Origin of the sequence: Nocardia wallacei (genome assembly GCF_014466955.1) — a bacterium.
Taxonomy (GTDB): Bacteria; Actinomycetota; Actinomycetes; order Mycobacteriales; family Mycobacteriaceae; genus Nocardia; species Nocardia wallacei.
The window spans coordinates 5,461,147-5,485,718 of the sequence record NZ_AP023396.1; the positions used below are offsets into that span (position 1 = coordinate 5,461,147).

Sequence of the window (24,572 nt, forward strand, 5' to 3'; positions counted from 1 at the left end):
CGCGACCGGACACGCTACTCGAGGTCGCGGGCGGAATGCCGGGTGCGGAGTTGCTCTGCGGCGGTGTCGATTCCGGCGGCGTCCAGGTATGCCTCGGTGGAGATTTCCAGCAGCCGTCGCCACCGGTCCACGCGGGCGTGCCAGTCGATGGGCGGGTCGGTGTCGCGGGCCTCGGCGCGGGCGGTCTCCATGGCGGCGAGCTGGTGCCTGCAGTACTCGGGGTCGTACACCTCGGCCCGCAGTTCGGCGGCCGCGGCGCGTAGTTCCCGCAGCTGCGCACGGTCGGTCTCGCCGATGCCGGTGCCCGGACTCTCGACGGGGTAGGCGTCGAGCTCCGGCCCGTACGCCGTATCGAGGTCGAGCGCCAGCGGAAGCGGATCGCGATGGCTGATGCCGCCGGGACGGCGAGTGCGTTCGATGCGGATGCGTTCGTCGGCGACCGCGATCTGCCCGAAAGTCACTGCGGCATCGAGAACTTCGTCTTCGGTGACCGGCTCGTGACGCAGCAGCCCGGTCAGTACCGCGACCACGTTGTCGTCCGCGTCGTAGACGGTGGTGGTGACCGTGACCGGCACGACGGGGTCGGGCAGGCCGTCGACGCGGGCATCGAGCACCTCGTCGCGGTGGTATTCGACCAGCTCGCCGCACACCTCGGCGAACACCCCCGCGGCGACGTCGGGGTGGCTGTCGTGGATGCGCACGGTATAGGAGTCCGCGGTGTCGAACGTGCCCGCACCGGTCCGGGGTGGTTGTTGCTGTCCGTCGGCGTTGGTCACGATCGTCGTCCACCGGTAGTCCACCGATTCCGCGGTCTGCGCGTGCGATCCGGTGGAAGTGGTGCTCGTCTGTGACATCGAGGCTCCCCTGTTGTGCTCGGCGCTGTCGGCCTGACCAGACACCATGGTGGCAGCCCGCGGGCCCGGCCGCCGAACATTTCGCCTCCGAGGCCCTTGACTCTCACGCTACGTGAGGCCGGAGGGTGTGGGCATGAGTGATTACTACAACGCTTTCGAGATCAGCCCCGTGCCCACGCCCGGGCCGGATGCCGTTGCGCCGGAGCCGTTTCGGGGCATTTACGGAATGCCCGCGTTCGTGAAGATTCCGACCGGCGACCTGGCGGCGTCGGTGGACTTCTGGACTCGCGGCCTCGGATTCATCGAGTTGTTCACCATCCCCGGCAGTCTCGTGCACCTGCGCCGGTGGGCGTTCCAGGACGTCCTGCTCGTCGCCGCGGAGCAGATTCCGACGAAGGCGCCGGCACTGAGCGTCGGTTTCGCGTGCGTGCTCGACCAGATCGAATCGGTTGTCGAGTCTTGTCGGGCGGTGCGGCCGGACGCGGTCGACGGTCCGCGGGATACGCCGTGGAACACCCGTGACGTGGAGGTCCTCACCCCCGAGAACGCGCGGATCGTCTTCACCGCGGCGAAGCCCTTCGATCCGGAGAGCCAGGAGGCGCGCAACCTCGCGGCCATCGGAATCACCCCGCCCGGCGACAATGGGGACCATGCCTGATACCACCGACGCCGCGGGCCTGACCGTCGGTCAGGTCTCGGCGCGGCTGGGCGTGACGGTCCGGGCGCTGCACCACTGGGACGAGATCGGCCTGGCGCGGCCGTCGCTGCGCACGCCCGCCGGATACCGGCTCTACACCGACACCGATCTGGAACGCTTGCACCGCATCGTCGTCTACCGCGAGCTCGGCCTCGGCCTGGACCGCATCCGGACCGTCCTGGACAGCTCGACCGCCGACGTGCCCGGCGCGTTGCGCGCCCAGCGCACCCAGCTCACCGAACGGATCGCCCGCCTCCAGCAGCTCGGCGCCGGACTGGATCGGATGATCGAAGCCCACGAGCGCGGCGTGCTGCTGTCCGCCGAGCAGCAGGCCGCGATCTTCGGGCCCCGGTGGGACCCCGGCTGGTCCGCCCAGGCCCGGCAACGCTACGGCGACACGACGCAGTGGCGGCAGTACGCCGAACGCTCGGCCGACCGCGGCCCGGCGGAATGGCAGTCCGTCGCCGACACCGTCGCCGAGCTCGAGAACGCGCTCGGAGCCGCCATGGACGCGGGCATCGCCCCCGGCAGCCCGGCGGCGAATCGGCTCGCCGAGCGCCACCGCGAGGCATTCACCGCGTCGTACTTCCTCCTCACCACGCAGATGCAGGTCTGCCTCGCCCGCACCTTCGAGACCGACCTGGGATTCGCCGCGCACTACAACAACATTCGCCCCGGCCTGGCCGCCTGGTTCCGCCGAGTCGTCGACGCCGCAGCCCGCGCCGACGGCATCGACCCGGACACCGCGACCTGGCAGTGATGCCGGCTACCCGGTCGCCATGGTGCGGTAGCGGCCCGGGGCCACGGTGTACTCACGTTTGAATGCCTTGGCGAAGGCGAATTCCGAGGTGTAGCCGACACGTTGGGCCACGGCGCGCAGCGGGGTGTCGTCGGAGCGGAGCAGCCGTCCGGCCAGGGTCATGCGCCACCAGGTCAGGTAGGCGAGCGGGGCACGGCCGACCAGGGTGGTGAAGCGGCGGGAGAACGCGGCGCGGGACAGACCGCCGAGTGCGCCGAGTTCCTCGACGGTCCAAGGGTGTTCGGGATTGGTGTGCATCGCGCGCAGCGCCGCGGCGACGGGGCGATCGACCAGGGCGGCGGCCCACCCGTGATGCGGGGTGGCCTCCTGGGCGCCCAGCCACCAGGCGCGCAGGATGTACAGCAGCAGGGTGTCCAGCAGCGAGGTGATGATGGCGTCCGAACCCGGTTGTGCCTCTTCGAGTTCCGTGCCGAGCAGTTCCACCGCCGCGCGCAGCGATCGGTGCGTGCCGACGCGCGGGGTCAGGTGCACCACGTCGGGTAGGTCGGCGAGCAGCGGGTGCGCCCGTCGCCGATCGAGTTGATATGCGCCACAGAGCAATACCGTGACCGGAGCGTCGGGTGCGTGCGGTTCGGGCACGGGCCGCGGCCAGGATCCGTCCGGCAGGGGCCGGATCTCGCGCAGCGGCACGGCGGGGTCGCTGGCCAGCGCGTGGCCGCGCCCGTGCGCCAGGAAGACGATGTCGCCGGGGCCGAGCGGAATGGGCTCGCCGTCCTCGCGCGGCGGGAGCAGCCATGCCGAACCCTGCAGGACCACATGGAATCCCGCGCCCTCCGACGCGGGAAAGCGCATGCCCCAGGGGGCGAATTGTTCCTGGCGCGACGAGTGCGGCCGGCCGGTGCGCATGGTCGCGACGGCACCGCTGAGCACATCCAAACCCATATCCGCAGGATATCCGGTGTCACCGGGGCAAGACGAATGGATATTTTCACGAGACGCTGACGCATAGATCATCTCTCGACGCGGGCATAGCGTCGATGTCATGACAATCGACACGATCTCCGCCCGCACCGTCGTCTTCCACGAACTCGGCGGCCCGGACGTCCTGACCATCGAGAACCTCGAGCTGCCCGCGCTCGGGCCGAGGGATGTGCTGGTCCGCATCGAAGCGCTGGGTCTCAACCGCGCGGAGGCCCTGTTCCGGGCGGGCACCTACTACTACCAGCCGACGCTGCCGTCCTCGCGGCTCGGCTACGAAGCGTCCGGGGTGGTCGCGGCGGTCGGCGCGGAGGTCACCGAATACGTTGTGGGCCAGGAAGTCTCGACCGGGCCCAATATCGAGATGAGCGCAGCGGGCGTATATGCCGAACGCGTGGTGCTGCCGGTGGAATCCGTGGTCCCGCGCCCGGCGGGCCTCGACGCGGTCACCGGCGCGGCGAGCTGGCTCACCTATTCGACCGCCTACGGCGGCATGCTGGAGACCGGTGGCCTGCGCCCCGGCGACCACGTGCTGATCACCGCCGCCTCGAGCGGCGTCGGCATCGCCGCCCTGCAGACCGCCGCCCGTATCGGCGCCATCCCGATCGCGGTGACCAGGACCGGCGAGAAGCGGCAGCACCTGCTCGACAACGGCGCGGCGCACGTCCTCGCCGCGGCCGACACCGATGTGGTCGCCGAGACCCGCCGCATCACCGGCGGCGTCGGCGCGCAGGTCGTCTTCGACGCCGTCGGCGGCCCCGGGTTGGCCGAATTGAGCACGGCCGCAGCGCATGACGGCACCATCGTCGTGTACGGCTGGCTCGACCAACGGCCGATGGCCATGCCGATGAACTGGCCGCTGCGCGTTCACGGCTACGCCAACATGGAGCTGTCCGCCACCGCTGCCGGCCGCCGCCGCGTCAACCATTGGATCGCCTCCGGAATCCGCGACGGCGTGCTGCGACCGCACGTCGGCGCGGTCTTCGACGGCCTGGACAGCATCCGCGACGCCCATCGCCTGATGGAATCGAACGCACACACCGGCAAGATCGTCGTCAAACTCTAACCGCGACAGCGTATTCCAGCAGATACAGTACGGCTACGGAGCGGTTCGCCGGATCGGTGGCAGGCGCGCCGGCAGTCTTGCGTGTCGCAATGCCGGGAGTTAACCTGCGTCACCGACGAAAGGAGCCCCGCGTGCGAGCCTCGACACGGACCGCGGTGGTATGTCTTGTCGCGGCACTGCTCTCGTTCGCGGGGAGTGCGGCCCGGGCCGACGAGACCTCGTCTCCGGATGCCTGCCGATCCTTCTTCGTGCCGGTTCCGCAGGGACAGCTGGCCGCGACCCTGTGCCGACCGGATACGCCGACCGATACCGTCATGGTGCTGATGTCCGGGTCCAATTACAACGGCACCTATTGGGATTTCGCGTACCAACCGGAGACCTACAACTTCCGGCAGGCGATGAACCGCGCCGGATACGCGACACTCGTCGTGGACCGGCTCGGCAACGGCGCCAGCACCCGGCCACCGGCCCTCTCCCTGACCGCCTCGGCCACCGCCGATGCGCTGCACGGCATCGTGCAGGGCCTGCGGCGGGGGCTGGCAGGTGCCGAGCCGTTCGGCAAGGTCGTCACCGTGGGTCACTCGCTGACGTCGGGAACCTCGGTGATGGAGGCCAGCGCCCACCACGACGTCGACGGCGTGGTGCTGACCGGATATTCGCATTCGCTCGAGATCGGCGAGACGCTCGGGGTCATCTCCACCTATCACCGAGCCATCGAGGAGCCCGAATTCGCCGGGCGCGGTTACGATTCCGGCTATCTCGTCTCTCGCCCCGGTACCCGGCTGCACGACTTCCACGCGCCCGGCAATATCGACCCGGAGGTGCTCGCGCGGGACGAGCGGACCAAGGAGCCCTTCTCGCTCACCGAATATCCCGACGGTCTGCTGTCCACCCTGCCGGGCATGTCCGGCCGCATCGACGCGCCGGTCCTGGTCGTCAACGGCGGACTGGACAGATTGTCCTGCGGTCACGAGTACGCGGTGTGCGCGGATTCCGCGACGCTGCACGCCGCGGAAGCACCCTACTTCGCCCCCGCGGCCCAACTGCGCACCTTCGTACTGCCCGGCAGCGGGCACGCCGTCAATCTCGCCGGCAACACCGTCGAATATCAAGCGGCAGTGATAGATTGGGCGAACTCCACCATCGGGCACTGATGCTCACTCCGTGCGGGACAGCACCGCCACCAGGAAATCGGAGTCGTCGGCGAAGGGACGCAGATCCCAGGTCGACAGCCGCAGATCCGCTGTGAGCCCGGCGGTTTCGGCGTCGGCCAGGAATTGCGGGAACTCGTAGCCGCGCTCGGCGCCGAAGCCCACGACAACCCGGCCGGCCGGCGCGAGGTGGCGGGCGAAGCCTCGCAGCACCACCTCCCGGGTCGACGGCGCCAGGAAGGTCATCACATTGCCCGCGCACACGATGACATCGAAGCCCTCGGCGATCCCCCGAGCGGGTAGATCCAGTTCGGCGAGATCACCGACCAACCAGGTCGGCCCGGGATAATCCTGCTCCGCCGCCGCGATCAGCTCGGGATCGACATCGACACCGACCACGACATGCCCGGCCCGGTGCAGATACCCACCGATCCGCCCCGCCCCGCACCCCGCGTCCAGCACCCGAGCGCCCCGCCCCACCATCGCATCGACCAGCCGCGCCTCCCCGACGATATCCCGCCCCTCGGCCGCCAAAGCCCGGAACCGCTCCACATACCACGCCGAATGCGCAGGATCGGCAGCAGTCATTTCCTCCCACTTACTGGGGACACGTCCACTCATCGACCACTCCTCCGCCCTCACGCCACTACGAGTCCACTGTGCCACCGCCACATCGCCGATGATCATGCACCCTTCTGCATGGCGCTGGATTGGTGCGTTGGGCACGGCTCTGTCCCTGAACAAGCATGGGCTACCGCGTTGAAACCGATGATCTGGGGGATGCGCAGGTCTGCGCAAAGCCGACTCAGGACTCGATCTTCGTACCCACACCACAAGCAATACTGATTGAACTGAGGAATCTATCTTCGGCTAGTTGCCCTGCGCCCAATTCGCGAATGTCGTCCAAGGAATCGGAATCGCACGATGCTGGCCCTTCGGCCGCCAGTCGAGACTACCTTCGGAGACCGACAATGTGCCCAGCACGGCACCGTCGACTTTGACATCGAAATGCAGGTCGATGCCGTTGATACGCAGGTTGTTGGTCGAAAGTCGGACATCGTGATCGGCCATGGTGAATACCTCCTCGTGGTACAGCCCAACCTCGCCCTGTCACGCGGAGCGCAGGGCGCGTTGACATCCGTGAGATCGCCCGGAGCACCGCGCGTGTGACATGCGATGCCGCGCGATAGCGGACGACGCACGACCTGGTTGCGGGGATGAGCTCACGACCCGGCCGCGCTCCATCAATGTTCGGTGAGGGATGCGCGGTGGTTCGTGGCCGAGACGGCACCGGCGATGCGGGATCGAGCAGCTCAGCTCGACGAGTAGGTCGGTAAATGTCTCCTGACCGAGCAGGCGAGACGGCATGGCGCGAAACCGTTTGAACGTAGCGTCAGCTCTGACACCTACGAGGTGCGGAAGTGGGCCTCCACCTCGGCCTCGCTGAGGCCGTAGTCGGACAGGGAATAGCGGTGGGCGGGTTTGCGGTCGCCGGTGCGGCTTTCCTCGTCGAGGGCGGTCATGGCGGTGCGGGCCTCGTCGGTGAATTCGATGCCGAAGGAGCGGTAGATCGACTCGACGGTGCCGAGGGGGTCGGCGCGGAGGTCGGCGAAGTCGATGTCGAGGAATTGGGCCTGGTCGTAGCGTTTGCGGGCGGCGGTGAACTCGTGCAGGCCGCGCGACCAGAGTTCCAGTTGGGTTTCGCCGATGCGGCGGCCGGTGAAGGTGTCGGACCAGCCGCGGGCGGCGTGCTCGGACAGGCTGCAGACCGAGGCCAGCACCGTCGCGGGGGCGCGGTGGGTCTGGATCACCAGCGCGTCGGGGTAGACCGCGAGCAGCGCGTCCAGGGCGAACAGGTGACTGGGATTCTTCAGGATCCAGCGGCGGTCGTCGCCGAGGCCGATCAGCTGCAGGTTCTTGCGGTGCCGGGCGTAGGCGTCGGTCCAGTCCTGTGTGCGCAGCCACTGCGAATAGGTCGGCAGGTACGCCAGGCATTCGTAGGACACCGACTTCACGGTCTGCCGCAGCAGCTGCCAGCACTCCTCCACCTCGGCGGCGGTCATGTAGTGCAGGCCCATGAATTCGGGATTCTCGACGTGATGCTGGGCGAACCCGGCGTCGAGCTGCCGATAGACCGGATTGTCGGCCCAGGTGTCGCGGGGCGGCCGCGGCTGCGGGAATTCGGCCAGCCACATCTCCAGCGCTTGATGGCGGGGGTCGGCGGCGAGCAGCCGATGCAGCGCGGTGGTGCCGGTGCGCGGCAGGCCGGTCACGAAAATCGGCCTGGTGACCGGTGTTTCGGCATACTGCGGGTTGGCCTTCCAGGCCGCCTCGCTCAACGCGCGAGCCACCAGGGCGCCGCGCAGGAAGTAGCGGTTCATCTTGCTGCCGAGTTCGGTCAGGTCGGCGTCGCGCTGGTAGGACTCCAACAGCACGCCGAGCGCCTCGCGGTACTCGTCGGAGCCGAAGTCGGTGAGCCCGCAGGCTTTCGTGGCCGAGGCGTGCAGGTCCTCGACGGTGCCCACGTCGGTGCGAACGGTCATGAGAATCGGTCCTCGGGGCTCAGGCGTGGTATTCGCCGCAGTTGACGTCGAGGGTCTGGCCGGTGATGGCGCTGGACCAGTCGGAGGCCAGAAACACCACCGCGCGGGCGATTTCGTCGGGTTCGGGCAGGCGCTTGAGATCCGACCGGTCGGCGGTCTGCTGATAAACCTGCTCGGTGGTGATGCCGTATTTCTTGGCCACCTCACCGAAGTACCACTTCAGCTGATCGCTCCAAATGTAGCCGGGCGCAACGCTGTTCACCCGGATCCGCTGTTTACCGAGTTCGGAAGCGAGCGTCTGCGACATGGCGAGCAGCGCCGACTTCGCCATCTTGTAACTGCCGTACCGGGGTTCGGAGTGCCGCAGCACCGCGGAGTTGATCATCACGACCGCGCCCTTGGACGCCGCCAGCGGTTCGGTGAACGCCTGTGTCATCCGCAGCCCGCCCAGCACGGTGAGGTCGAGGCTGTCGCGGATCTGCTGAAAATCCGTGCGCGCCAGCGGTTTCATCGAGGGCACCGCGAAGGCGTTGTTGACCAGGGCGTCGACCCGGCCGAAGGTGTCCAGGGTGCGCCGCACCAGGTTGGCGACCGCCTCGTCGTCGGTGATATCGGCGGGCACGCACAGGGTTTCGCCGCCGTTGGCCTCGATCTGCGCGGCCACCTCTTTCAGCCGCGACTCGGTGCGCGCGGCCAGCACCACCTTCGCACCGGCCGCGGCCGCCTCGGTACAGATGGAACGGCCCAGCCCGGGCCCTACGCCGCTGACGACGACGACCTTGTCGGTCAGAAGTGCGGTACTCATCGAAGTTCCTCTCATCCCAGCATCCGTTGCGCGAAACCGCGCTGGCGCGCCGCGATGCGGTCCCGCCAGGCCGCCTCATCGACGGTGTTGTGCTCGTAGTGCGGCAACAGGTCTCGGACCTTCTCGAACGGCACCAGCTCGAGCGCGGGCCCGTCGGCGGCGGTCAGCGGCCGGTCCACGCGCTGCCAGCGGAACTGCAGAATGCCCTGTGTGCAGCCCGTGGTCTCCACCCAGTTCGCGATGCCCGGATCGCGTGCCGAGACCACCATCCGGATCATGCCGTCCGGATCGACCTGCGCCTGCGCGGAATTGAGGCTGGTCTGATGGTTGACGTAGTCCAGCGAGATGTACCACCGGCTGCCGAGCTGGAACCCCTGATAGGGCATATCGGATTTGGGCACGGTGATGACCAGCGCCTGATCGTCCGCGAGATCGAAGTGGCCGACCGAGGAGTACTGGGTACTGAGGCCGCCGGGTGTGAGCCTGGGCTCGGTGAGGGTGTTCACCGGCAGATCCAGATAGAACCATTTCGGGAAGTTGAACCAGGTGTGGATGCGCTGCAACAACATTCGCGCGGCCGCCCGATAACGCTTGCGCAGCTGATCGGCCGTCGGCGCGGCGGGCGCGGTGCCGACGGTGTCGAGCCGTTCGATGCGGATGCTGCCCTGCCGCTCGGCGGTCCAGTCGCCGTACACCTCGCGCACGGCGAGCATCGACGCGCCCTCCCCCAGCACGAAGTAGTTCGGGCCCGGATTGTCCTTGGGCGGACCGAATCTCAACTGATAACTGCCGTCCGCGGCGATGTCGAGGCGGCGGTCGTCGAAGGCGTCGTCGCCGTTGGGCACGTCGGTGGCGCTGTAGTCGCCCTTGAGCACCTGGAAGCTCAGATCGACGGTGCTGCCGCGGGTGCCGGTGATCAGGTACTCCGCGCCCGGCTCGACATTCGCGTGATAGTAGAGCGTGTCGGGATTGTCCAGGCCCATCTTGGTGTACGGGCCCGTGGAGGTGACGAAGTACGGGTGGCTGGTGCCGTGCGCGCGCGACAACTGCATGACGGCCTGGATGCTGCCCGCTAGATAGTCGTAACCTTCGGCAAGATCGCGCTGGTCGCGGATGAATTCGGCGGTGGCGACCAGCTTCTCGGCCTCGGCGATCGCCGCGCGCAGCGGTTCGGTCAGATCCGCGGCGGGCTCGGTGGGTGGATGGGACATCTGCTTCCTAGGTGTCGGTACGGAAAGGCTTGCGGCACTGTCACAGTCGCAGTTCGCGCCGGATCAGCGCGGCGACGTCGGCGGGATTGCCGTGGTCGGGGGTGATGACCAGGTCGGCGTGCTGGGGCCGCTCGTAGGGGGAGTCGATGCCGGTGAAATCGCGGAGTTCGCCCGCGCGGGCCCGGGCGTACAGGCCCTTCGGGTCGCGACGCTCGCACACCTCCAGCGGCGTGTCGACGAAGACCTCGTGCAACGGTAATCCCTTGTCCCCGTGCACCGCTCGGGCCAGCTTGCGCTGCGCGGCGAAGGGGCTGATCACCGAGACGATGGCGGTCACCCCGGCGTCGGCGAACAGCGCCGCGACCTGCGCCACCCGCCGGATGTTCTCGCGGCGGTCGGCATCGGTGAACCCGAGATCGGCGTTGAGCCCGTGCCGCAGGTTGTCGCCGTCGAGCAGATACGCCGGGCGGCCCGCGGCCACCAATTGGCGCTCCAGTTCGACTGCGATGGTGGACTTTCCGGAGCCGGACAGGCCGGTGAGCCAGATCGTCGCGCCCGTATGCTGCCGTTCGGCGCGGGTGACCGCCGAGCTGTGCCAGACCACGTCGGCGGTGGTCGTCGCGCGCGGCCCGGTGTCGCGGGCCAGGATCATTCCCGCGGCGACAGTGTGATCGGTCGCCTCGTCCACGAGAATGAAGCTGCCGGTCCGGCGGTTGTCGCGGTAGTTGTCGAACATCAGCGGCCGGCCGCTGCGCAGCGTCAACCGCCCGATGTCGTTGAGCGCCAGGCTGTCCGCGCCCGGCACGCGGTGCAGGGTGTTCACGTCGAGGCGGTAGTCCAGCTCGGTGACCCGGACGCGAGTGGTCTGCGCGGCCGTGCGCAATTCGTATTCCGCCCCGGGGCGCAGCGTGGTGTCGTCGGAGAACCAGCACACCATCGCGTCGATATCGCGGTCGAGGTGCGGACGGTTGCCCGGGCGGGCGAGCATGTCGCCGCGCCCGACATCGACATCGTCGTCCAGCGTCAGCGACACCGCCATCCCGGTGAACGCCTCGTCCACCTTGGCGCCGCCCGGCCCCCAGATGCGCGACACCCGCGTGCTGCGGCCCGACGGCAGCACCACCACCTCGTCACCGGGCTTGAAGATCCCGCCCGCGACCGTCCCCGCGTAGGTGCGGTGCGCGCGATCCTCGGCATTCCCGGCGGCGGGGCGGATCACGTACTGCACCGGCAGCCGGGCGTCGATGAGGTTGCGGTCCGAGGCGATGTGCACGTCCTCGAGATGACGCAGCAGCGGCGGGCCCGCGTGCCACGGCGTATGCGGCGAGGCGTCCACCACATTGTCACCGTGCAGTGCCGACACCGGGACGAAACTCAGATCCCCGACGGTCAGCTTGGCCGCGAAATCCGCGAATTCCGTGCGTATTTCGTCGAACCGGTGCTCCGACCAGTCGACGAGGTCCATCTTGTTGACGCACACCACCAGGTGCGGCACCCCGAGCAGGGTGGCCAGGAAGGCGTGCCGCCGGGTCTGCTCGACCACGCCCTTGCGCGCGTCGACCAGGATCAGCGCCAGGTCCGCGGTGGACGCCCCGGTCACCATGTTCCGGGTGTACTGCACGTGCCCCGGAGTGTCGGCGATGACGAATTTCCTTCGCGGCGTGGTGAAGTAGCGGTAGGCGACGTCGATCGTGATGCCCTGCTCGCGTTCGGCGCGCAGCCCGTCGGTGACCAGCGCCAGATCCGTCGCCGCGTCGCCGCGCTGCGCGCTGACCCGTTCGATGGCGGCCAGCTGATCGGTGAACAGGCTCTTGGAGTCGTAGAGCAGCCGGCCGATCAGCGTGGACTTGCCGTCGTCGACGCTGCCCGCCGTGGCCAGCCGTAACAGATTGCGGCTCATCAGAAGTAGCCCTCCCGCTTGCGGTCTTCCATGCCGGACTCGGAGATCCGGTCGTCGGCCCGGGTCGCGCCGCGTTCGGTCAACCGGCTGACGGCGGTCTCGGTGATCACCGCCGCCGGGTCGGCGGCCTCGCTCTCCACGCAGCCGGTGCAGGTGGCGTCGCCGACCGTGCGGAAACGCACTGTCGCCTCGAAGGTACGCTCGCCCTCGCGCGGCGTCAGGAAACGACCGGCGGCCAACAGCATTCCGTCCCGTTCGACCACCGTGCGGCGATGCGCGTAGTACAGCGACGGCAGTTCCACCGCCTCCCGGTCGATGTACTCCCAGATGTCGAGTTCGGTCCAGTTCGACAGCGGGAACACCCGAATGTGCTCGCCCGCACGATGTCTGCCGTTGTAGAGATTCCAGATCTCCGGCCGCTGAGCGCGTGGCTCCCAGGCGCCGAACTCGTCGCGGAAGCTGAACACGCGCTCCTTGGCGCGCGCTTTCTCCTCGTCGCGGCGCGCGCCGCCGAACACCGCGTCGAAGCGGTGCTCGCGGATGGCCCGCAACAGCGTGGTGGTCTGGAGCCGGTTACGGGTCTGCCCCGGGCGCTCGGTCACCCGCCCGGCGTCGATGTCGTCCTGCACCCGCGCCACCAGCAGCCGGGCCCCGAGGCGGGCCGCGGTGCGGTCGCGGAAGTCGATCACCTCGTCGAAGTTGTGCCCGGTGTCGACGTGCAGCAGCGGGAACGGCAGCGGCGCGGGCCAGAACGCCTTGCGCGCCAGCTCCAGCATCACCGCGGAATCCTTGCCGCCGGAGAACAGCAGCACCGGCCGCTCGAAGGTCGCCGCCACCTCGCGGAAGATGTGCACCGACTCGGCCTCGAGGGCCGCCAGATGCGACAGCTCGTATCCCGTCCGCATCACACGCTCACCCACTCACCGCGCCGAATACCGCTGCCCGGGCAGTGTGCACGGGTTGCAGTGTCGAATATTCGACGCTATCGTTCGATATTGTGACACCGACGATAGGCCGATCCGGCCGCGCCGGTCAAGAACCTGTTTCAGAAAACGGGTCCGCGGCCGCCGCATCACCGCCGACGCACCGCGTGGTGCGGGTGATCGAGCTGCTCTCCCGGCACCCCGTCGAACACCTGTCGCTCGCGCGGATCGTGCGCGACACCGGGTTGTCCCGCGCCACCGCGCACGCCGTGCTCACGCAGTTGACCGCCGACGGCTGGACCGCCCGCGACGACGACGGCAACTACGGACTGGGCCTGAACCTGCTGACGGTGGCCCGGCGCGCGGAGGCGGCGTTCCCGCTGCGCCGGCTGGCCGCCGAGCCGATGCGCGCGCTGTCCGCGCGCCGCCGCACTCCGGTGTTCCTGGCCGAGCGTGACACCGATGCCATCGTCATCACCGAGGTGGTCGGCACGCCGTCGGTGCCCTGGATCCGCGCGGGCCGCCGGCTCCCCCTCGCCCCGCCGGTGGCCCGCGAATTCGTCGCGTGGGCAAGCGATTTCGAGCGCGCCGCCTGGCTGGACCGCGCCGACCCCGCCCACCGCGACCGCCTCGAGGCCGTGCTCGCGGCCGTCCGCGACCGCGGCTACTCGGTCGAGCGCCTGGCCGACGAGTCCGCCCCCATGCTGGAAGCCCTTGCCGCCCTGCGCAATTCCCCGGTCACCGACCCGCTGCGCAACCGCCTCGGCGCCATGATCGCCGACCTCATCACCATCGACTACCTACCGAACGAACTCGGCGACGAGAACGCCGTCGTCACCGTCGCCGCCCCGATCCACCTCGGCGACACCGTCATAGCCGCCCTCGTCACCTGCCCCGACACCCGCCTGTCCGCCACCCAGCTCGCCCAACTCGGCACAGCCACCGCCACCACCGCCGGCACCATCTCCGCCGCCCTGGTCTCAGCACGCTGACCGCCCGCGGGGAGCGGCCTATGATCGCCGGTGTGGGGCCAGCCTGAACCTGGCCCCACACCAGGTATTACCGAACGGGAGTGACGCTCAGTCGCGGTGGTCCCCACTCCGCGATACGAACCGGTATCGAGTCACCGACCCGTGGGGTCCGGTCCCAGGAATCCTTGTGCAGCAAGCCATGGATTCCGGGCGCGACTTCGACGAACGCGCCGAACGGAACGACCGTGACCACGGTCGCGTCGACGACGGTGCCAACCCCGTGCCCGTCCTGGAATGCCTGCCATCGGGCAAGCGAAACCTCATGAGGGGACATTGATTTCACCTCCTTCCGCAGTCCCGAGAGATCGTTGGGATGCGTTCGGAGGGCGGGCCTCTGGCCCGCGCCGCGCTCACCGCGCGGCCGGGAAACCTGTCTGTGTGCGGCCTACGGCCGACCCGGCAGTCACGAATGCCAGGGTAGCAGAGCCGAGCGGTGCCGCGGTGCCGTCGTCACAGGGGGCGGGTGCGGCGATGGAAGATATTGCGCGGGAAATGATTCCGTGTGCCGGGGCGCAGCATCACGAGGTGCGGGTCGATGTTCCGGAAGGCCAGTTCGACAGTGTGTGATGGAGGGCCTCGAGGATGCTGCGCCAGGTGGCGTCGGTGGGGCGGGAGTGGGCGAAGCCGCCTGCTGCCTCGAGGGTCGCGAAACCGTGGAAGGTGGCGCGGAGTAGGCGGGCCGCGTCGAGGGCCTCGGTTTCACCGAGGTCGTAGCCGCGCAGCATGGCGGTGGTCACGTCGATGCTGCGGAGCAGTTCCGGCTCGTCGCCGACTTCGGCGGGGTCCATGCGAATCTGGGTGGCGGCGTAGCGGCCGGGGTGTTCGAGGGCGTAGGCGCGGTAGGCGTCGGCGAAGGCGATGAGTGCCGCCTTGGCGGAGCGGCCCGCTATGGCCGCGCCGATGCGGTCGTTCAGTTCGGCGCCCGCGCGCAGGGCCAGCCGGACCCGCAGGTCGTGCAGGTTGCGCACGTGGACGTACAGGCTCGGATCCTTCACCCCGACCTTGCGGGCGAGGGCCGAGAGGGTGAGGTTCTCGAAGCCGATCTCGTCGGCGAGTTCCGCCGCCGCGCCGACGACTCGCTCCGCTGTCAAGCCCGCCCGCGGCGACATACCTCCACCTCCCTACCGACATCGAATCGGGCCAACCCTAGTACGACCGTCGATCGGGCACGAACTTGCACCTAATGCCATTAGGTTTTAGCCTCATAGTCCAAGGAAAGGAGGTCTCATGCAATCCGAGACCCTGGCCGTCCCCGGCGCGACGCTGTACTACGAACTGCGCGGCGACGGCCCGCTACTGCTGCTGATCCCCGGCGGCGGTGGTGACGCGGGCGTGTTCGACGAGGCGGCGGAGGTGCTCGCGCGGCATTTCACCGTCGCCGCGCTCGACCCGCGCGGCTACTCGCGCAGCACCCTCGACCGGGGCGAACCGGAAGAACAGCAGGTCGCGGTGCAGAGCGACGACGCGCACCGGCTACTGAATCAGCTGACCGACGAACCCGCCTTCGTCTGCGGCACCAGCAACGGCGCAATCGTCGGCCTGGACCTGCTGGCCCGCCACCCCGACCGGATCCGCACCCTGATCGCCCACGAACCGCCCTGCTTCGCGGTACTTCCCGACGCCGCAACGCATCTCGCCATGGTCGAGGAGGTCTACACACTGTTCCGGACCGAGGGGCTCGCCGCCGCCTCGGCACGTTTCCTCACCGGAATCGGCGGCGCGATGAAACCGGCACCGGACATCTCCGAGTTGCCGCCTCGCACCGCCGAGCTGTGGCAGCGGCTGGCGGCCAACGCCCCCCGCATGTTCGAACACGAGCTACGCCAGTTCACCGCCTACACACCGGATTACGCGGCACTGGCACCGGTGGCCGACCGGCTGATACCCGCCGCCGGTCGCGAGACCCGCGGCAGCCTGCCCTACCGGCCGATCGCGGAAATCGCCGCCCGCCTGGGCCGCCCGGTCACCGAATTCCCCGGCGCCCACAACGGACTACGCACCGACGCAGTCGATTTCGCACGGCAACTGATCGGGATTCTCGTTCCCGCGCGGGCCGCCGACCGCTCGTAGCCGTCCGACGGCCCTGCCTGGACCGCACTGTGCTCCGGCGGACCCGGCCGCCGGAGCACAGTGCGCGTCGATCACTGGAACGACGAGAACCGGATGTCGATGATCGCGCCCGTCAGCGTGATCGGCACGCCGGGGGCCTCGTTCGGGTGCAGCCGGGCCAGGACCGGGCCACCGCACTCGCCGCCGTTCTCGGCGCGGGTGTAGATGGTGGCGTAGTACGGGGTGGTGTTGCGCCAGTACATGGTGCGCGGCGCCTCGGCGGTGATCACGGCCGGGTAGCAGGTGTTCTCGGCCGGGTCGTCGACGTGGGCGGTCGCCGCCAGGTTCTCCATCACCACGAACTGGCTGACCGGTTCCTGCGCCCACGACGGGCCGAAGGCGAACAGCGAGGCCGCAACTGCTGCCGTTGCCGCGGCGACGGTGCGTTTCATCATCAGGCTGGTTCCTCTCGAGAAGCGGGCTTTCCGCCCCGTACCCTTATCACGGAAAACCGTTCCGTGGCATGGTGCCACGAAGTTACTCCGCGGTGAAGCCGTGGCCTACGCCCGGTCTTCGGTGGCGAGCACGGTGGGCAGGTGCACGACCTGGCCCGCGTAGGCCAGGCCCGCGCCGAATCCGAGCAGCAACGCCGTATCGCCGGGCCGTGCGGCGCCGGAACGCAGCAGCTGCTCCATGGCCATGGGGATGGACGCCGCACTGGTGTTGCCGGTCTCGATGATGTCGCGGGCCACCGCGACGGAGTCGGGCACGCGCAGCGCGCGGACCAGCGCGTCGGTGATCCGGATATTGGCCTGGTGCGGCACGAAGGCGTCCAGGTCGTCCACGGTGACACCGGCGCCGTCCAGCGCGTCGCGGCACGCCTTCTCCAGAAACGTGACCGCCCAGCGGAATACGGCCTGCCCGTTCATCCGGATGTAGGGCCGCACCGAGGTGCCACCGGCGGCCTCCGCGGCGGCGACCTCGGCGAAGTACTCCTGAAAGTCCTTGTCCTGCTTGATCGCCGCGGTCTGGCTGCCGTCCGAGCCCCACGCCGCCGGGCCGATGCCCTCCGCCTCGGCCGGTCCGACCACGACCGCGCCCGCGCCGTCGGCGAAGATGAACGCACAGCTGCGGTCGGCGGGGTCGAGCAGATCCGACAGCCGCTCCACGCCGATCACCAGCACATACCGGGCCTGGCCCGCCCGGACCAGGCTCGCGGCGTCGGCCAGCGCGTAGCAGAAGCCCGCGCACCCGGCCGAGACGTCGAAGGCGGGGGTGTCGTGCAGGCCGAGTTCGGTCGCCACCACCGCTCCCGCCGACGGCCCGAGCACCATCTGCGAGGAGGTCGCCAGCACCACCGCGTCGACCTTCTCCGGCGCCAGGTCCGCCGCGGCGAGCGCGTCGCGGGCGGCGGCGGTGCTCATCGAGACGATCGTCTCGTCCGGCTCGGCCCAGCGGCGCTCGGCGATGCCGGAGCGGGTCCGGATCCATTCGTCGGAGGAGTCGATGCGATCGACGATCTCGGCGTTGGGGACGACCCGGCGCGGTCGATAGACGCCCAAACCGAGCATGGCGGCGTGGGTGACCGGGGTGGCGGTGGCGATGTGGGCGGGCATGGGCATCCTCTCCGGGTGAACCAATCGGTCCACACGGATTACGTCTAGCATGGACCGAACGGTTCACACAAGTGTCGAAGGAGATCCGTTGACGACCGGACCGCGCGGCCGGCTGATCGCGAGCACCATCGCCACGGTGCAGGAACACGGCGTGCACGCGGCCGGGCTCAGCGAACTGCTGAAACGCAGCAACGCCTCACGTAATTCGCTGTACCAGCATTTTCCGGCCGGCAAGGGCGAACTCGTGGAGACCGCCGCCCGGATCGTGTCGCGGGTGGTGTACTCGCACGTCAGCGTCGCCGCCGAGGCGCTGGCGCAGGCGCCGTCGGTGTCGCGGTGGCTCGACGAGCTGTTCGCCTTCTGGCGCGATCCGCTGGAGTCCAGTGAGTACCGCGAGGGCTCGTTCATGATGGCCGCCGCCCTGGACGAACTCGATCCCGCGGTGTAGGCCGCCGCCGGGCAGGCATTCACCGAGTGGACCGATCGCCTGGCCGCCGGGCTCGTCGCCGCGGGTGCCGCACCGCACGCCGCCGACGCCCTGGCCGGGGTGCTGCTCTCGGTCATCGAGGGCGCCATCCTCCAGAGCCGAGCCCTCAAGAGCGCCCACCCCTTCGACGACGCCCGCACCCAACTGACCCTCCTCCTCGAACACCAACTCCCACCCCGCCCCACTCACCCGCACCGCGACGGGAACACCACCGCGCCCGACAACGCCACCCACACAGCCCACGGCGGCGACACCCCCGCCCACGACACCACGCGCCCAGCCCACGACAACCACACCGCGATTCCCGACACCACCCCCACGGCCCGCGGTGGCGACGCCGTGGTTGTCGATTAGCGCGGGCTCAGGCGCCCTGCAGCCGGATCTCGGTGTTGAGGGTTTCGGCGGCTACGGTCAGTTCAGCTTCGCCGGGGTTGTCGCCGATCTGGGCGGCCAGGTCGCCGCGGGTGATCAGGGTGAGGCCGTCGGATTCGTCGGCGGCGCCGGGGACGAGCTGAATTCGGCCCTCCAGCAGGACGAGTCGGGTGCCGGGGCTGCCGGTTTGGAGTAACTGGCGCAAGTCGCTCTCGGTGACCTGCGACGGCGAGCCCGCGGACCGTGGTTGCTTGTGATCGTCGGGGGTCATACGGCCCGGGTGCCCGCCCGCGGGAGCAACAAACACCGGCCCTCGAGGCGACGTTGCTATCGTGGAAGCGCGCCCGGGGTCGGCGCCGATCTTTGTAGGGGGCCTGCGGACTGTGGACGAGCGACAGCAGGATTCGCCTTTCGTCCGCTCGATGTCGACGCGGGTGGAACGCCGCGCGACCTCTTACGCCGCCGCCGTGGACCAGTTCCTCGCCGGAACGCCCACGGAACCACCCCGCACCGACGAACAGCAACTGCTGGATTCCTTTACCGCACATGTCGAATCGGTCGTGGCCCGCTACGACCCACCCGGAATCCGGCGCAACAGCGACAGTCTCGTGTTCCGCCGCATCTACGCCGCCGCCCGGCAGCCGCGTACCACCCGACCGCTACGCGGCGAGCGGATCGTCTCCCCCGAACTGCTCGCCGCCCTGCTCGCCGCCGAGGTCGAATACCGCGGCCCGCTGCGGCTGAGCCGCGCGCAGACCAGAAACCTCGCCGAGATCTACGAGCGCCTGGGCGACACCCTCACCACGGTACTTCCGGCCCACGCCGCCTTGGCATTTCGGCGCGCGGCCAGTCTGTACCGGCAGGACGAGGATGTCGACGGCGAGGACCGGTGCAACCTGGAGTTGGCCCGCGCCCGCCGCCGCGCCCAGCCCGTCCGCTGGCGCCGGGTCGCGAACCTGTTCCCGGACCTGTTGTGCGGCTACGGTTATCGGCCGTTCCGGATGCTGATCTGGATGGCGTTGCAGCTGCTGTTCTTCACCACCATCGTGCGCGCGCTGTCGACGCAGTCGACCATGACGATCATCTACGAGTGCCTCACCAACTACCTCAACCCGCTCGGCCCCGACGACACCGCCGGACTCGAGGGCGTGGAGCGGCTGGTGTTCGTCGTCGAGGCGTACACCGGGCTGCTGACCACCTCGGTCTTCTTCGCCCTGCTGGTCCGGCGCTGGTTCCGGCTGTGATCACCAGTCGTTGCTGCTGATCTTGGAGTTACGCAGCGCGTTGAGCGTCGCCGTCATCATCCGGTCGCGCAGCTGTTCCGCGCGCGCCGACCACTGCCGGGTGAAACCCGGGGCCGCCTCCAGCTCCGCCCAGAGCGCCCGCAGCGGGGGCGGGGTGTGCGCGCCCGGCATCCACAGCGGCACCAGCTGTTCCAGCATCGGCGCGAGCAATATCGAAGCGTCGCTGGAGGATTCGAAGCGGTCGGCGTCGCGCAGCAGCTGCGTGATGGTGGTGAGCAGCCAGTCGTGGACGGCGAGATCCTCGCAGAACCGCTGCGCCGCATCGACATCGCGCGCCGCCACGGTGACGCGCACCGAGCGCAGCGTGTCGTTGTCGAGCCGGAACGAGAAGCTGGGCGGCTGCTCGGGCGCGGCGGCGATCTCCACGGCCCAGCGCAGTCGGGTGGTCGCGGCCCGGATCGGGACCTGCCGGTCGAGCCGGGTGTCCATCCGGACCAGCGTCGCGAGTCGGCCGCTGATCGCCGCCAGATCGAGCCGGTCGGGCTCGTTGCCGCGCAGATAGCCGTCGGCGAGCCGGCGTCCGGAGTCGGGCCCCAGTTCGGTCACCGCCTCGACCGTGCCCGCCCGGGCCAGGTAGTGCACCCAGGGCTGACGCTGGTTCACGCTCGCCTGGGTCACCGCGGTCTGGGTGGAACTCTGCATCACCCGGCCGCCGATCACGATCACGCGCGACAGCACGGTGCCGATGCCGTGCACGGCCCGGCCCGACGCGGTGGCCAGCGTGCAGTCCACGCCTTCCACCCGCGGCGACGAAACAGCCAGCGGCACCGGGCGTTCCAGCGACGTCACCCCGCTGCCGGGCTTCACCGCGTCCAGCACCTCGACCACGGCCGAGGTGTCGAGCACGGTCCGCGACGGCAGCAGGCAGGTGTGGATGTCGCCGAGTAGGGCGACGGGTGTCTCGGCCGCCCCCGGGCCGGCGGGAGTCATGTGAGGCACCCGTCCAGCAGCACGTGAGACAACCGTTTGCTGGTCTCGCGCGGCACCGCGACCGGAACCCGTTCGCGCCCACCGCGGGCCGCGATCAACTCCCAGACCTTCTCGTCGAGTTCGAGATGGTCGAGGATCACGTGCACAGCGTGCTCGATACCCAGGTAGTTCTGCGGCAGTATCGACAGCGAGCGGTACGCGGCGAACGGTTTCGCGTCCGGGTTCAGCTGGATCACCGCCGGCATCTCCCACCAGTGGTCCTCCCACCCCTCCTCCCGCTTGCGCAGCTGGGGATGGAACGGCGCCGCGCCCTCGACGCGCACCATGCCCAGCCGCAGCAGCTGCCAGATCGACGCCAGGAACGGGCACGACCAGCGGGTGTGCTTGTCGCCGACGCCCTCGATCGGGCTGTCCCACATCTCGGTGTCGAGGAATATCGAATGCACGCGACGGCCGTACGCTTGCGGCGGCCGGTATTCCTGCGCGCGCATGGCTTGCGCGGGATCGTGGTCGGAGGAGCGGCGGCCGTTGCACAGCCAGCCGGACTCCACGTCGGGCGGCCGCCGGCCCGTCGTGTTCTCCGCCGGTTCGGCCACCACTCGCGCGGCCATGGTTTCCGCCAGCTTCACCATCGACCCCGTCGGAACGCCGTCGACATATATCGGGAATTCCCAGCACCCGGCCTCGCGCGCGAGATAGTCGATGCGCAGCCCGCAGTCGTCGGCGGCGTCGAGGAGTTTGTCCAGGATCTGGGTCGGGTCGGTGTCCGGCGCGAAGTAGTCGTCGATCAGGAAACAGGTGCTGACCCGCGCGGCGGGCCCGAATCGTTTGCGCGCCGAGGCGGTATGGAACTCGACCTGATCGGCCACCTCGCGAAATTGCGCGCGGATGTTGTCCTGCCCGTTGATCAGTTCGTTCATGTAGAAGTGGCCGGTCTCGATCGACAGATGCGACAACGGCACCTCGGCGACCCGGATCTCTTCGGTCGCCTCGCTGTACACGGGTGACTCCGGCACTGTCAGACCCCTTCCCACACCGCGTCGTCGGTCAGACCACCGGCCAGCTCCTGAAAAGCCACCACCGTTTTCTCGTTCGCGATCTTCGCGGACACGTCCGCGTCGAGGATGACCTGCTCACGCCACTGCAACATCGGCTCCATCGGCGTCGAACCGAGGACCACACTCCACCCCAACTGATTGGCCGTTGCCAATTTACGCAACGCGTCGTCCTGCGCGCGCAGCCACGCCGCCTGCGGCCCGCTGTCCGCCGACGCGTGATCGTTGGCCGAGGGCACCGCGGTGCGCACATAACGGATCGCGGCCGCCAGCTTCTCGGGATCGTGGCCGCACTGGGCGCCCGTGGCCAGCAGTCCGTGCGGGCCGTGCACCAGGCCGTTCGTCGCCAGAATGTGCTGGCGCGTCCAGCGATGGAACACCAGCCATCGGGTGACCGCACCACGCAACTGCTGTTTCTCGGTGGCGCGCAGGGCGATCTCCAGGGCCACCGAGCGCCCGGCGCTGAGATCCACGATCGTCACGTCGAATTCCTGCTCGCAGGCCACCAGCAACTCGACGCACCGCCGCACGGTTTGGTCGTCGGCGGTCAGGAATTCCGCGCCGCCGCGATCGCCCGGGTAGAGCATCAGCTTGTAGGGGTGGCGGGGCTCGCGCAATTCCGCGCGACCCGTTTCCGAGCGGACATTGCGCGGCGTGAGTTTTCCGCCGGCGCCGAGCAGATAACCATGCAGCCCGTCGTTGTCGGGCGTGCCCCGCTCCATCCGGTTGACCTCGAACAGGGCGCCCGACGTCGGCGATCCGAAATCGAAGTCGAGATAGGCGACGTTGCGGCCCGTGATGCTCAGCCGATACGCGACATTACAGCTGGTCACCGAGCGTCCGGTGCCGCCCTTGTCCGAGGTCGAGAAAACGAGCACGGCGCTACACGCTCCTTTGCGCGTCCTGGTCGGCGAACACCAATCCGTCCAACTCGCGCAGCGCCTCCGCGCACAGGCTGTGCGCGGTGCCGGGCCGTTCGTCGATCACCGCCCGCGCGCGTTCCAATTGCTGGTGCACGGTTTCCAAGGCGAGGCGATTCTTCGTCATGTCCTGTTCGCTGAGCTGCAGCAATTTCTGGTTGAGCAGATGCTCGGCCTCGTTGAGCAGTTCCAGCGCGCGCACCGCGGAGGTGGTGGACCGCAGCGGCGGCTCCCGGAAGGTGAGGTCGGCCGCGACGAGGCACTCGATCACGCGCTCGGTCAGATACCAGGACGGCAGCGAATTCTCATCGTCCGCCGATTCCGCGGACGGCGGCTGTTCGCTCGACCGGGCCGGGGCCGAGCCGGGTGGGGACTTGACCTTGAACACCTCTTCGGCGTTGTCCCACAGGCCCTCGGCACGACCCTTCTTGAAGGCGCGGCGCTCCAGGTGATCCATTGTCGACTGCGCGAGTTCGAGCAGGCGATCCCGCGTCGTGAGCGTCCCGGACAGCCTGGCGGCCTGCAGGGTTCGCTTGAGCAGGACCGGCGCGTAGTCCGACACCGTCCATTCCAGCAGCGGGCCCTTGTCGATATCCCTGCTGCCCAGCAGCGACAGCCGGACGCCCGGCACGTGCAGGTCGCGGGCGCGGTCGTCCTCGGTCAGGCGGCGGATGATGCGGCCCCGGCGCGCCAGCTCGTCGAAAACCGGTGTGGCCCTGGTGAGATCGTCGTCGCTGGCTTCCCGGTTGATCAGGTCCTGGATCAGCACCGCGGACACCGACAGACTGAAGTAGTCGGACTCCTCGCCGTCGGAGGTGCGCCAGGGAATGTCCTCGAGCGGCCAGCGGCCCTCGCCGTAGCGCGCCATGGCCGACCAGTACCGCTGCGCCAGGTCCCACCGCAGCTGCAGTGCCTCGGCGAGCCGCCGCTGCTGCGCGTCGAGCAGGTCCAGTTCGCGGGTCCGCGGCGAGGTCAGGTCGTTGATACCGTCCAGCGCGACCACGGTGAAGTACAGATAGGGCCGCCCGACCGCGTAACCCGGCTGCGAACCGATGGCGGCCTCGACGAATTCGATGGGCGCGGCCTGCCGGGCGACGCCCCAGCTCCAGCCGCACTCGAACAACAGTGTCTCGTCCTCGAGGTCGATGTCCGGGGTCTGGCTCAGGGTGACGTCGCGGCGCAGCCGCACGCGCAGCCGATCGAGCCGCCGGTTCACCGACGCGACCACTGTCTCGTCGGAAGCGCCGGTCTGGTTGAACATGGTCAGCATGACCCGGCCCGCTTCGTCTTTCGGGTCCACGGTGTTGACGACGAAACTGCGCACCAGGCCGGTCATGGCGGCCGTCAGCCGCGCGCCGACCTGCTCCTCCAGCGCATCGATGCGCGCATCGATCGACCTGGCCGGAGTGGGACGGGTCATCACCCAGCGCCGGAACGCCCGCAGGAATTTCAGCGTGGCCAGGCACAGCGTCAGCGACATCGAGTAGGAGTCGACCACGTCCAGCTCGCGCTGCCGCGCGGTCGGCGGATGCGCGTCGTCGCTGGAGCGCAGGTAGGTGCCGGCCGAGAAGATCGGTTCGCCGTCGGGCCCGGTGTAGCGGGCCCAATAGTCCTCCAGCACCTCGATGAGCTTGAGCCCGATCTTCGCGCCCCGGCCCAGCGGCGCCATCACCACCTCGACGTCGTCGGACAGCTCGTCGGGGTTGTCCAGGGCGAAGCTGGCGATCTCGGTGGCGGGGTAGAGCAGGCACAGCAATTGCTCGGCATCACTGATGGAATTGGAACCGTCGCGGCCGCCCCAGACCCACGTGCCGTCGGCGTAACAGGTACGCAGCATCGACCGCCAGACTGCCAGGATCTGCCGCCGTGGCTGAATTCTCATCGACCGCCGTCCCCTTCACCGCTCGTCGAAAGCGTCTC

At 69.1% G+C, this 24,572-nt stretch carries 26 protein-coding genes and 1 pseudogene; 9 read left to right on the top strand and 18 right to left on the bottom strand.

Annotation, left to right across the window (positions count from 1 at the left end):
- Positions 1–14: 14 nt before the first annotated feature.
- Positions 15–854: a hypothetical protein gene (locus tag NWFMUON74_RS24030; RefSeq protein WP_187684052.1), complete on the bottom strand. Its 840-nt coding sequence runs from the start codon at positions 852–854 to the stop codon at positions 15–17.
- A 133-nt stretch (positions 855–987) separates the two neighbouring features.
- Between NWFMUON74_RS24030 and NWFMUON74_RS24035 the strand changes: the two genes are divergently transcribed.
- Together NWFMUON74_RS24035 and NWFMUON74_RS24040 are read left to right on the top strand one after the other, a co-directional pair.
- Positions 988–1,512 carry a VOC family protein gene (locus tag NWFMUON74_RS24035; RefSeq protein ID WP_187684053.1) on the top strand — a complete coding sequence of 175 codons (525 nt, stop codon included), beginning with the start codon at positions 988–990 and terminating at the stop codon, positions 1,510–1,512.
- Positions 1,505–2,311, top strand: a complete 807-nt coding sequence (locus tag NWFMUON74_RS24040) for a MerR family transcriptional regulator (RefSeq protein WP_187684054.1) — start codon at positions 1,505–1,507, stop codon at positions 2,309–2,311. The genes NWFMUON74_RS24035 and NWFMUON74_RS24040 overlap by 8 nt, the downstream gene beginning before the upstream one ends.
- A 6-nt stretch (positions 2,312–2,317) precedes the next feature.
- Here the strand turns inward: NWFMUON74_RS24040 and NWFMUON74_RS24045 are convergent, their stop codons facing one another.
- Positions 2,318–3,253, bottom strand: coding sequence for an AraC family transcriptional regulator (locus NWFMUON74_RS24045; protein ID WP_232110564.1), 936 nt, complete (start codon positions 3,251–3,253; stop codon positions 2,318–2,320).
- A gap of 100 nt (positions 3,254–3,353) precedes the next feature.
- Between NWFMUON74_RS24045 and NWFMUON74_RS24050 the strand changes: the two genes are divergently transcribed.
- The gene (locus NWFMUON74_RS24050) at positions 3,354–4,355 is read left to right on the top strand and encodes a zinc-dependent alcohol dehydrogenase family protein (RefSeq protein WP_187684055.1); all 1,002 of its coding nucleotides are present in this window, start codon (positions 3,354–3,356) and stop codon (positions 4,353–4,355) included.
- A 131-nt stretch (positions 4,356–4,486) separates the two neighbouring features.
- On the top strand, positions 4,487–5,509 hold the full coding sequence (locus NWFMUON74_RS24055; RefSeq protein ID WP_232110565.1) for an alpha/beta hydrolase: 1,023 nt from the start codon (positions 4,487–4,489) through the stop codon (positions 5,507–5,509).
- A 3-nt stretch (positions 5,510–5,512) separates the two neighbouring features.
- On the opposite strand, the gene NWFMUON74_RS24060 is transcribed toward NWFMUON74_RS24055, so the two are convergent.
- From NWFMUON74_RS24060 to cysD, 7 genes are all read right to left on the bottom strand, one after another.
- The gene (locus NWFMUON74_RS24060; protein WP_187684056.1) at positions 5,513–6,127 is read right to left on the bottom strand and encodes a class I SAM-dependent methyltransferase; all 615 of its coding nucleotides are present in this window, start codon (positions 6,125–6,127) and stop codon (positions 5,513–5,515) included.
- Positions 6,128–6,376: 249 nt separating this feature from the next.
- Positions 6,377–6,577 carry a hypothetical protein gene (locus NWFMUON74_RS24065; protein ID WP_187684057.1) on the bottom strand — a complete coding sequence of 67 codons (201 nt, stop codon included), beginning with the start codon at positions 6,575–6,577 and terminating at the stop codon, positions 6,377–6,379.
- A 335-nt stretch (positions 6,578–6,912) separates the two neighbouring features.
- Positions 6,913–8,049, bottom strand: coding sequence for a sulfotransferase family protein (locus NWFMUON74_RS24070; RefSeq protein ID WP_187684058.1), 1,137 nt, complete (start codon positions 8,047–8,049; stop codon positions 6,913–6,915).
- 19 nt (positions 8,050–8,068) lie between these two features.
- Complete coding sequence (locus tag NWFMUON74_RS24075; RefSeq protein WP_187684059.1) at positions 8,069–8,854, bottom strand: SDR family oxidoreductase; 786 nt, start codon at positions 8,852–8,854, stop codon at positions 8,069–8,071.
- Positions 8,855–8,865: 11 nt separating this feature from the next.
- A complete protein-coding gene (locus NWFMUON74_RS24080; protein WP_187684060.1) occupies positions 8,866–10,065 on the bottom strand; it encodes a hypothetical protein in 1,200 nt (399 codons plus the stop codon).
- Positions 10,066–10,105: 40 nt separating this feature from the next.
- On the bottom strand, positions 10,106–11,965 hold the full coding sequence (gene cysC, locus NWFMUON74_RS24085) for an adenylyl-sulfate kinase (protein ID WP_187684061.1): 1,860 nt from the start codon (positions 11,963–11,965) through the stop codon (positions 10,106–10,108).
- Positions 11,965–12,870 (bottom strand): sulfate adenylyltransferase subunit CysD, encoded by a 906-nt coding sequence (cysD, locus tag NWFMUON74_RS24090; RefSeq protein WP_187684062.1) that lies wholly within the window; start codon positions 12,868–12,870, stop codon positions 11,965–11,967. The genes cysC and cysD overlap by 1 nt, the downstream gene beginning before the upstream one ends.
- 188 nt (positions 12,871–13,058) lie before the next feature.
- Here cysD and NWFMUON74_RS24095 point away from each other — a divergent pair, with 188 nt between their 5' ends.
- On the top strand, positions 13,059–13,880 hold the full coding sequence (locus NWFMUON74_RS24095) for a helix-turn-helix domain-containing protein (protein WP_232110566.1): 822 nt from the start codon (positions 13,059–13,061) through the stop codon (positions 13,878–13,880).
- A 67-nt stretch (positions 13,881–13,947) separates the two neighbouring features.
- Here the strand turns inward: NWFMUON74_RS24095 and NWFMUON74_RS36960 are convergent, their stop codons facing one another.
- Together NWFMUON74_RS36960 and NWFMUON74_RS24105 are read right to left on the bottom strand one after the other, a co-directional pair.
- On the bottom strand, positions 13,948–14,193 hold the full coding sequence (locus NWFMUON74_RS36960) for a S1 RNA-binding domain-containing protein (RefSeq protein ID WP_187684063.1): 246 nt from the start codon (positions 14,191–14,193) through the stop codon (positions 13,948–13,950).
- A gap of 244 nt (positions 14,194–14,437) precedes the next feature.
- Positions 14,438–15,028, bottom strand: a complete 591-nt coding sequence (locus NWFMUON74_RS24105) for a TetR/AcrR family transcriptional regulator (protein ID WP_187684064.1) — start codon at positions 15,026–15,028, stop codon at positions 14,438–14,440.
- 118 nt (positions 15,029–15,146) lie between these two features.
- On the opposite strand from NWFMUON74_RS24105, the gene NWFMUON74_RS24110 reads away from it, so the two are divergent.
- Positions 15,147–15,989: an alpha/beta fold hydrolase gene (locus NWFMUON74_RS24110; RefSeq protein ID WP_187684065.1), complete on the top strand. Its 843-nt coding sequence runs from the start codon at positions 15,147–15,149 to the stop codon at positions 15,987–15,989.
- 71 nt (positions 15,990–16,060) lie between these two features.
- Here NWFMUON74_RS24110 and NWFMUON74_RS24115 read toward each other — a convergent pair whose 3' ends face one another.
- Positions 16,061–16,423: a hypothetical protein gene (locus tag NWFMUON74_RS24115; protein ID WP_187684066.1), complete on the bottom strand. Its 363-nt coding sequence runs from the start codon at positions 16,421–16,423 to the stop codon at positions 16,061–16,063.
- Positions 16,424–16,528: 105 nt separating this feature from the next.
- Positions 16,529–17,584, bottom strand: a complete 1,056-nt coding sequence (locus NWFMUON74_RS24120) for a beta-ketoacyl-ACP synthase III (protein WP_187684067.1) — start codon at positions 17,582–17,584, stop codon at positions 16,529–16,531.
- Positions 17,585–17,672: 88 nt separating this feature from the next.
- On the opposite strand from NWFMUON74_RS24120, the gene NWFMUON74_RS36300 reads away from it, so the two are divergent.
- Entirely contained in the window at positions 17,673–18,032 is a 360-nt protein-coding gene (locus NWFMUON74_RS36300) for a TetR/AcrR family transcriptional regulator (protein ID WP_232110567.1), read from the top strand.
- Between the two features lie 15 nt (positions 18,033–18,047).
- Positions 18,048–18,425, top strand: a pseudogene (locus tag NWFMUON74_RS36305) (LmrA/YxaF family transcription factor); the annotation flags it as partial.
- Positions 18,426–18,432: 7 nt separating this feature from the next.
- Here the strand turns inward: NWFMUON74_RS36305 and NWFMUON74_RS24130 are convergent.
- Positions 18,433–18,714, bottom strand: coding sequence for a hypothetical protein (locus NWFMUON74_RS24130; RefSeq protein ID WP_187684068.1), 282 nt, complete (start codon positions 18,712–18,714; stop codon positions 18,433–18,435).
- Between the two features lie 151 nt (positions 18,715–18,865).
- On the opposite strand from NWFMUON74_RS24130, the gene NWFMUON74_RS24135 reads away from it, so the two are divergent.
- Positions 18,866–19,687 (top strand): hypothetical protein, encoded by an 822-nt coding sequence (locus tag NWFMUON74_RS24135; RefSeq protein ID WP_187684069.1) that lies wholly within the window; start codon positions 18,866–18,868, stop codon positions 19,685–19,687.
- On the opposite strand, the gene NWFMUON74_RS24140 is transcribed toward NWFMUON74_RS24135, so the two are convergent.
- From NWFMUON74_RS24140 to NWFMUON74_RS24155, 4 genes are read right to left on the bottom strand one after another with little or no spacing between them, the layout of a single operon-like run.
- Positions 19,688–20,677 carry an SCO2521 family protein gene (locus NWFMUON74_RS24140; RefSeq protein WP_187684070.1) on the bottom strand — a complete coding sequence of 330 codons (990 nt, stop codon included), beginning with the start codon at positions 20,675–20,677 and terminating at the stop codon, positions 19,688–19,690.
- Positions 20,674–21,693: an SCO2522 family protein gene (locus tag NWFMUON74_RS24145; RefSeq protein WP_187684071.1), complete on the bottom strand. Its 1,020-nt coding sequence runs from the start codon at positions 21,691–21,693 to the stop codon at positions 20,674–20,676. Before NWFMUON74_RS24145 ends, NWFMUON74_RS24140 begins: the two co-directional genes overlap by 4 nt.
- A gap of 2 nt (positions 21,694–21,695) precedes the next feature.
- Positions 21,696–22,610, bottom strand: a complete 915-nt coding sequence (locus NWFMUON74_RS24150; RefSeq protein ID WP_187684072.1) for an SCO2523 family variant P-loop protein — start codon at positions 22,608–22,610, stop codon at positions 21,696–21,698.
- Between the two features lie 4 nt (positions 22,611–22,614).
- Complete coding sequence (locus NWFMUON74_RS24155; protein ID WP_187684073.1) at positions 22,615–24,534, bottom strand: SCO2524 family protein; 1,920 nt, start codon at positions 24,532–24,534, stop codon at positions 22,615–22,617.
- Positions 24,535–24,572 lie beyond the last annotated feature (38 nt).

Bases quoted from the DNA above. Each gene is read 5' to 3' on its own strand.
- NWFMUON74_RS24130 (WP_187684068.1), bottom strand. From the start codon at position 18,714: ATGACCCCCGACGATCACAAGCAACCACGGTCCGCGGGCTCGCCGTCG.
- NWFMUON74_RS24115 (WP_187684066.1), bottom strand. From the start codon at position 16,423: ATGATGAAACGCACCGTCGCCGCGGCAACGGCAGCAGTTGCGGCCTCG.
- NWFMUON74_RS24040 (WP_187684054.1), top strand. From the start codon at position 1,505: ATGCCTGATACCACCGACGCCGCGGGCCTGACCGTCGGTCAGGTCTCG.
- cysC (WP_187684061.1), bottom strand. From the start codon at position 11,965: ATGAGCCGCAATCTGTTACGGCTGGCCACGGCGGGCAGCGTCGACGAC.
- NWFMUON74_RS36960 (WP_187684063.1), bottom strand. From the start codon at position 14,193: ATGTCCCCTCATGAGGTTTCGCTTGCCCGATGGCAGGCATTCCAGGAC.
- NWFMUON74_RS24050 (WP_187684055.1), top strand. From the start codon at position 3,354: ATGACAATCGACACGATCTCCGCCCGCACCGTCGTCTTCCACGAACTC.
- NWFMUON74_RS24035 (WP_187684053.1), top strand. From the start codon at position 988: ATGAGTGATTACTACAACGCTTTCGAGATCAGCCCCGTGCCCACGCCC.
- NWFMUON74_RS24070 (WP_187684058.1), bottom strand. From the start codon at position 8,049: ATGACCGTTCGCACCGACGTGGGCACCGTCGAGGACCTGCACGCCTCG.
- cysD (WP_187684062.1), bottom strand. From the start codon at position 12,870: ATGCGGACGGGATACGAGCTGTCGCATCTGGCGGCCCTCGAGGCCGAG.
- NWFMUON74_RS24120 (WP_187684067.1), bottom strand. From the start codon at position 17,584: ATGCCCGCCCACATCGCCACCGCCACCCCGGTCACCCACGCCGCCATG.
- NWFMUON74_RS24140 (WP_187684070.1), bottom strand. From the start codon at position 20,677: ATGACTCCCGCCGGCCCGGGGGCGGCCGAGACACCCGTCGCCCTACTC.
- NWFMUON74_RS24030 (WP_187684052.1), bottom strand. From the start codon at position 854: ATGTCACAGACGAGCACCACTTCCACCGGATCGCACGCGCAGACCGCG.
- NWFMUON74_RS24060 (WP_187684056.1), bottom strand. From the start codon at position 6,127: ATGAGTGGACGTGTCCCCAGTAAGTGGGAGGAAATGACTGCTGCCGAT.
- NWFMUON74_RS24065 (WP_187684057.1), bottom strand. From the start codon at position 6,577: ATGGCCGATCACGATGTCCGACTTTCGACCAACAACCTGCGTATCAAC.
- NWFMUON74_RS24110 (WP_187684065.1), top strand. From the start codon at position 15,147: ATGCAATCCGAGACCCTGGCCGTCCCCGGCGCGACGCTGTACTACGAA.
- NWFMUON74_RS24155 (WP_187684073.1), bottom strand. From the start codon at position 24,534: ATGAGAATTCAGCCACGGCGGCAGATCCTGGCAGTCTGGCGGTCGATG.
- NWFMUON74_RS24075 (WP_187684059.1), bottom strand. From the start codon at position 8,854: ATGAGTACCGCACTTCTGACCGACAAGGTCGTCGTCGTCAGCGGCGTA.
- NWFMUON74_RS24135 (WP_187684069.1), top strand. From the start codon at position 18,866: ATGTCGACGCGGGTGGAACGCCGCGCGACCTCTTACGCCGCCGCCGTG.
- NWFMUON74_RS24045 (WP_232110564.1), bottom strand. From the start codon at position 3,253: ATGGGTTTGGATGTGCTCAGCGGTGCCGTCGCGACCATGCGCACCGGC.
- NWFMUON74_RS24080 (WP_187684060.1), bottom strand. From the start codon at position 10,065: ATGTCCCATCCACCCACCGAGCCCGCCGCGGATCTGACCGAACCGCTG.
- NWFMUON74_RS24105 (WP_187684064.1), bottom strand. From the start codon at position 15,028: ATGTCGCCGCGGGCGGGCTTGACAGCGGAGCGAGTCGTCGGCGCGGCG.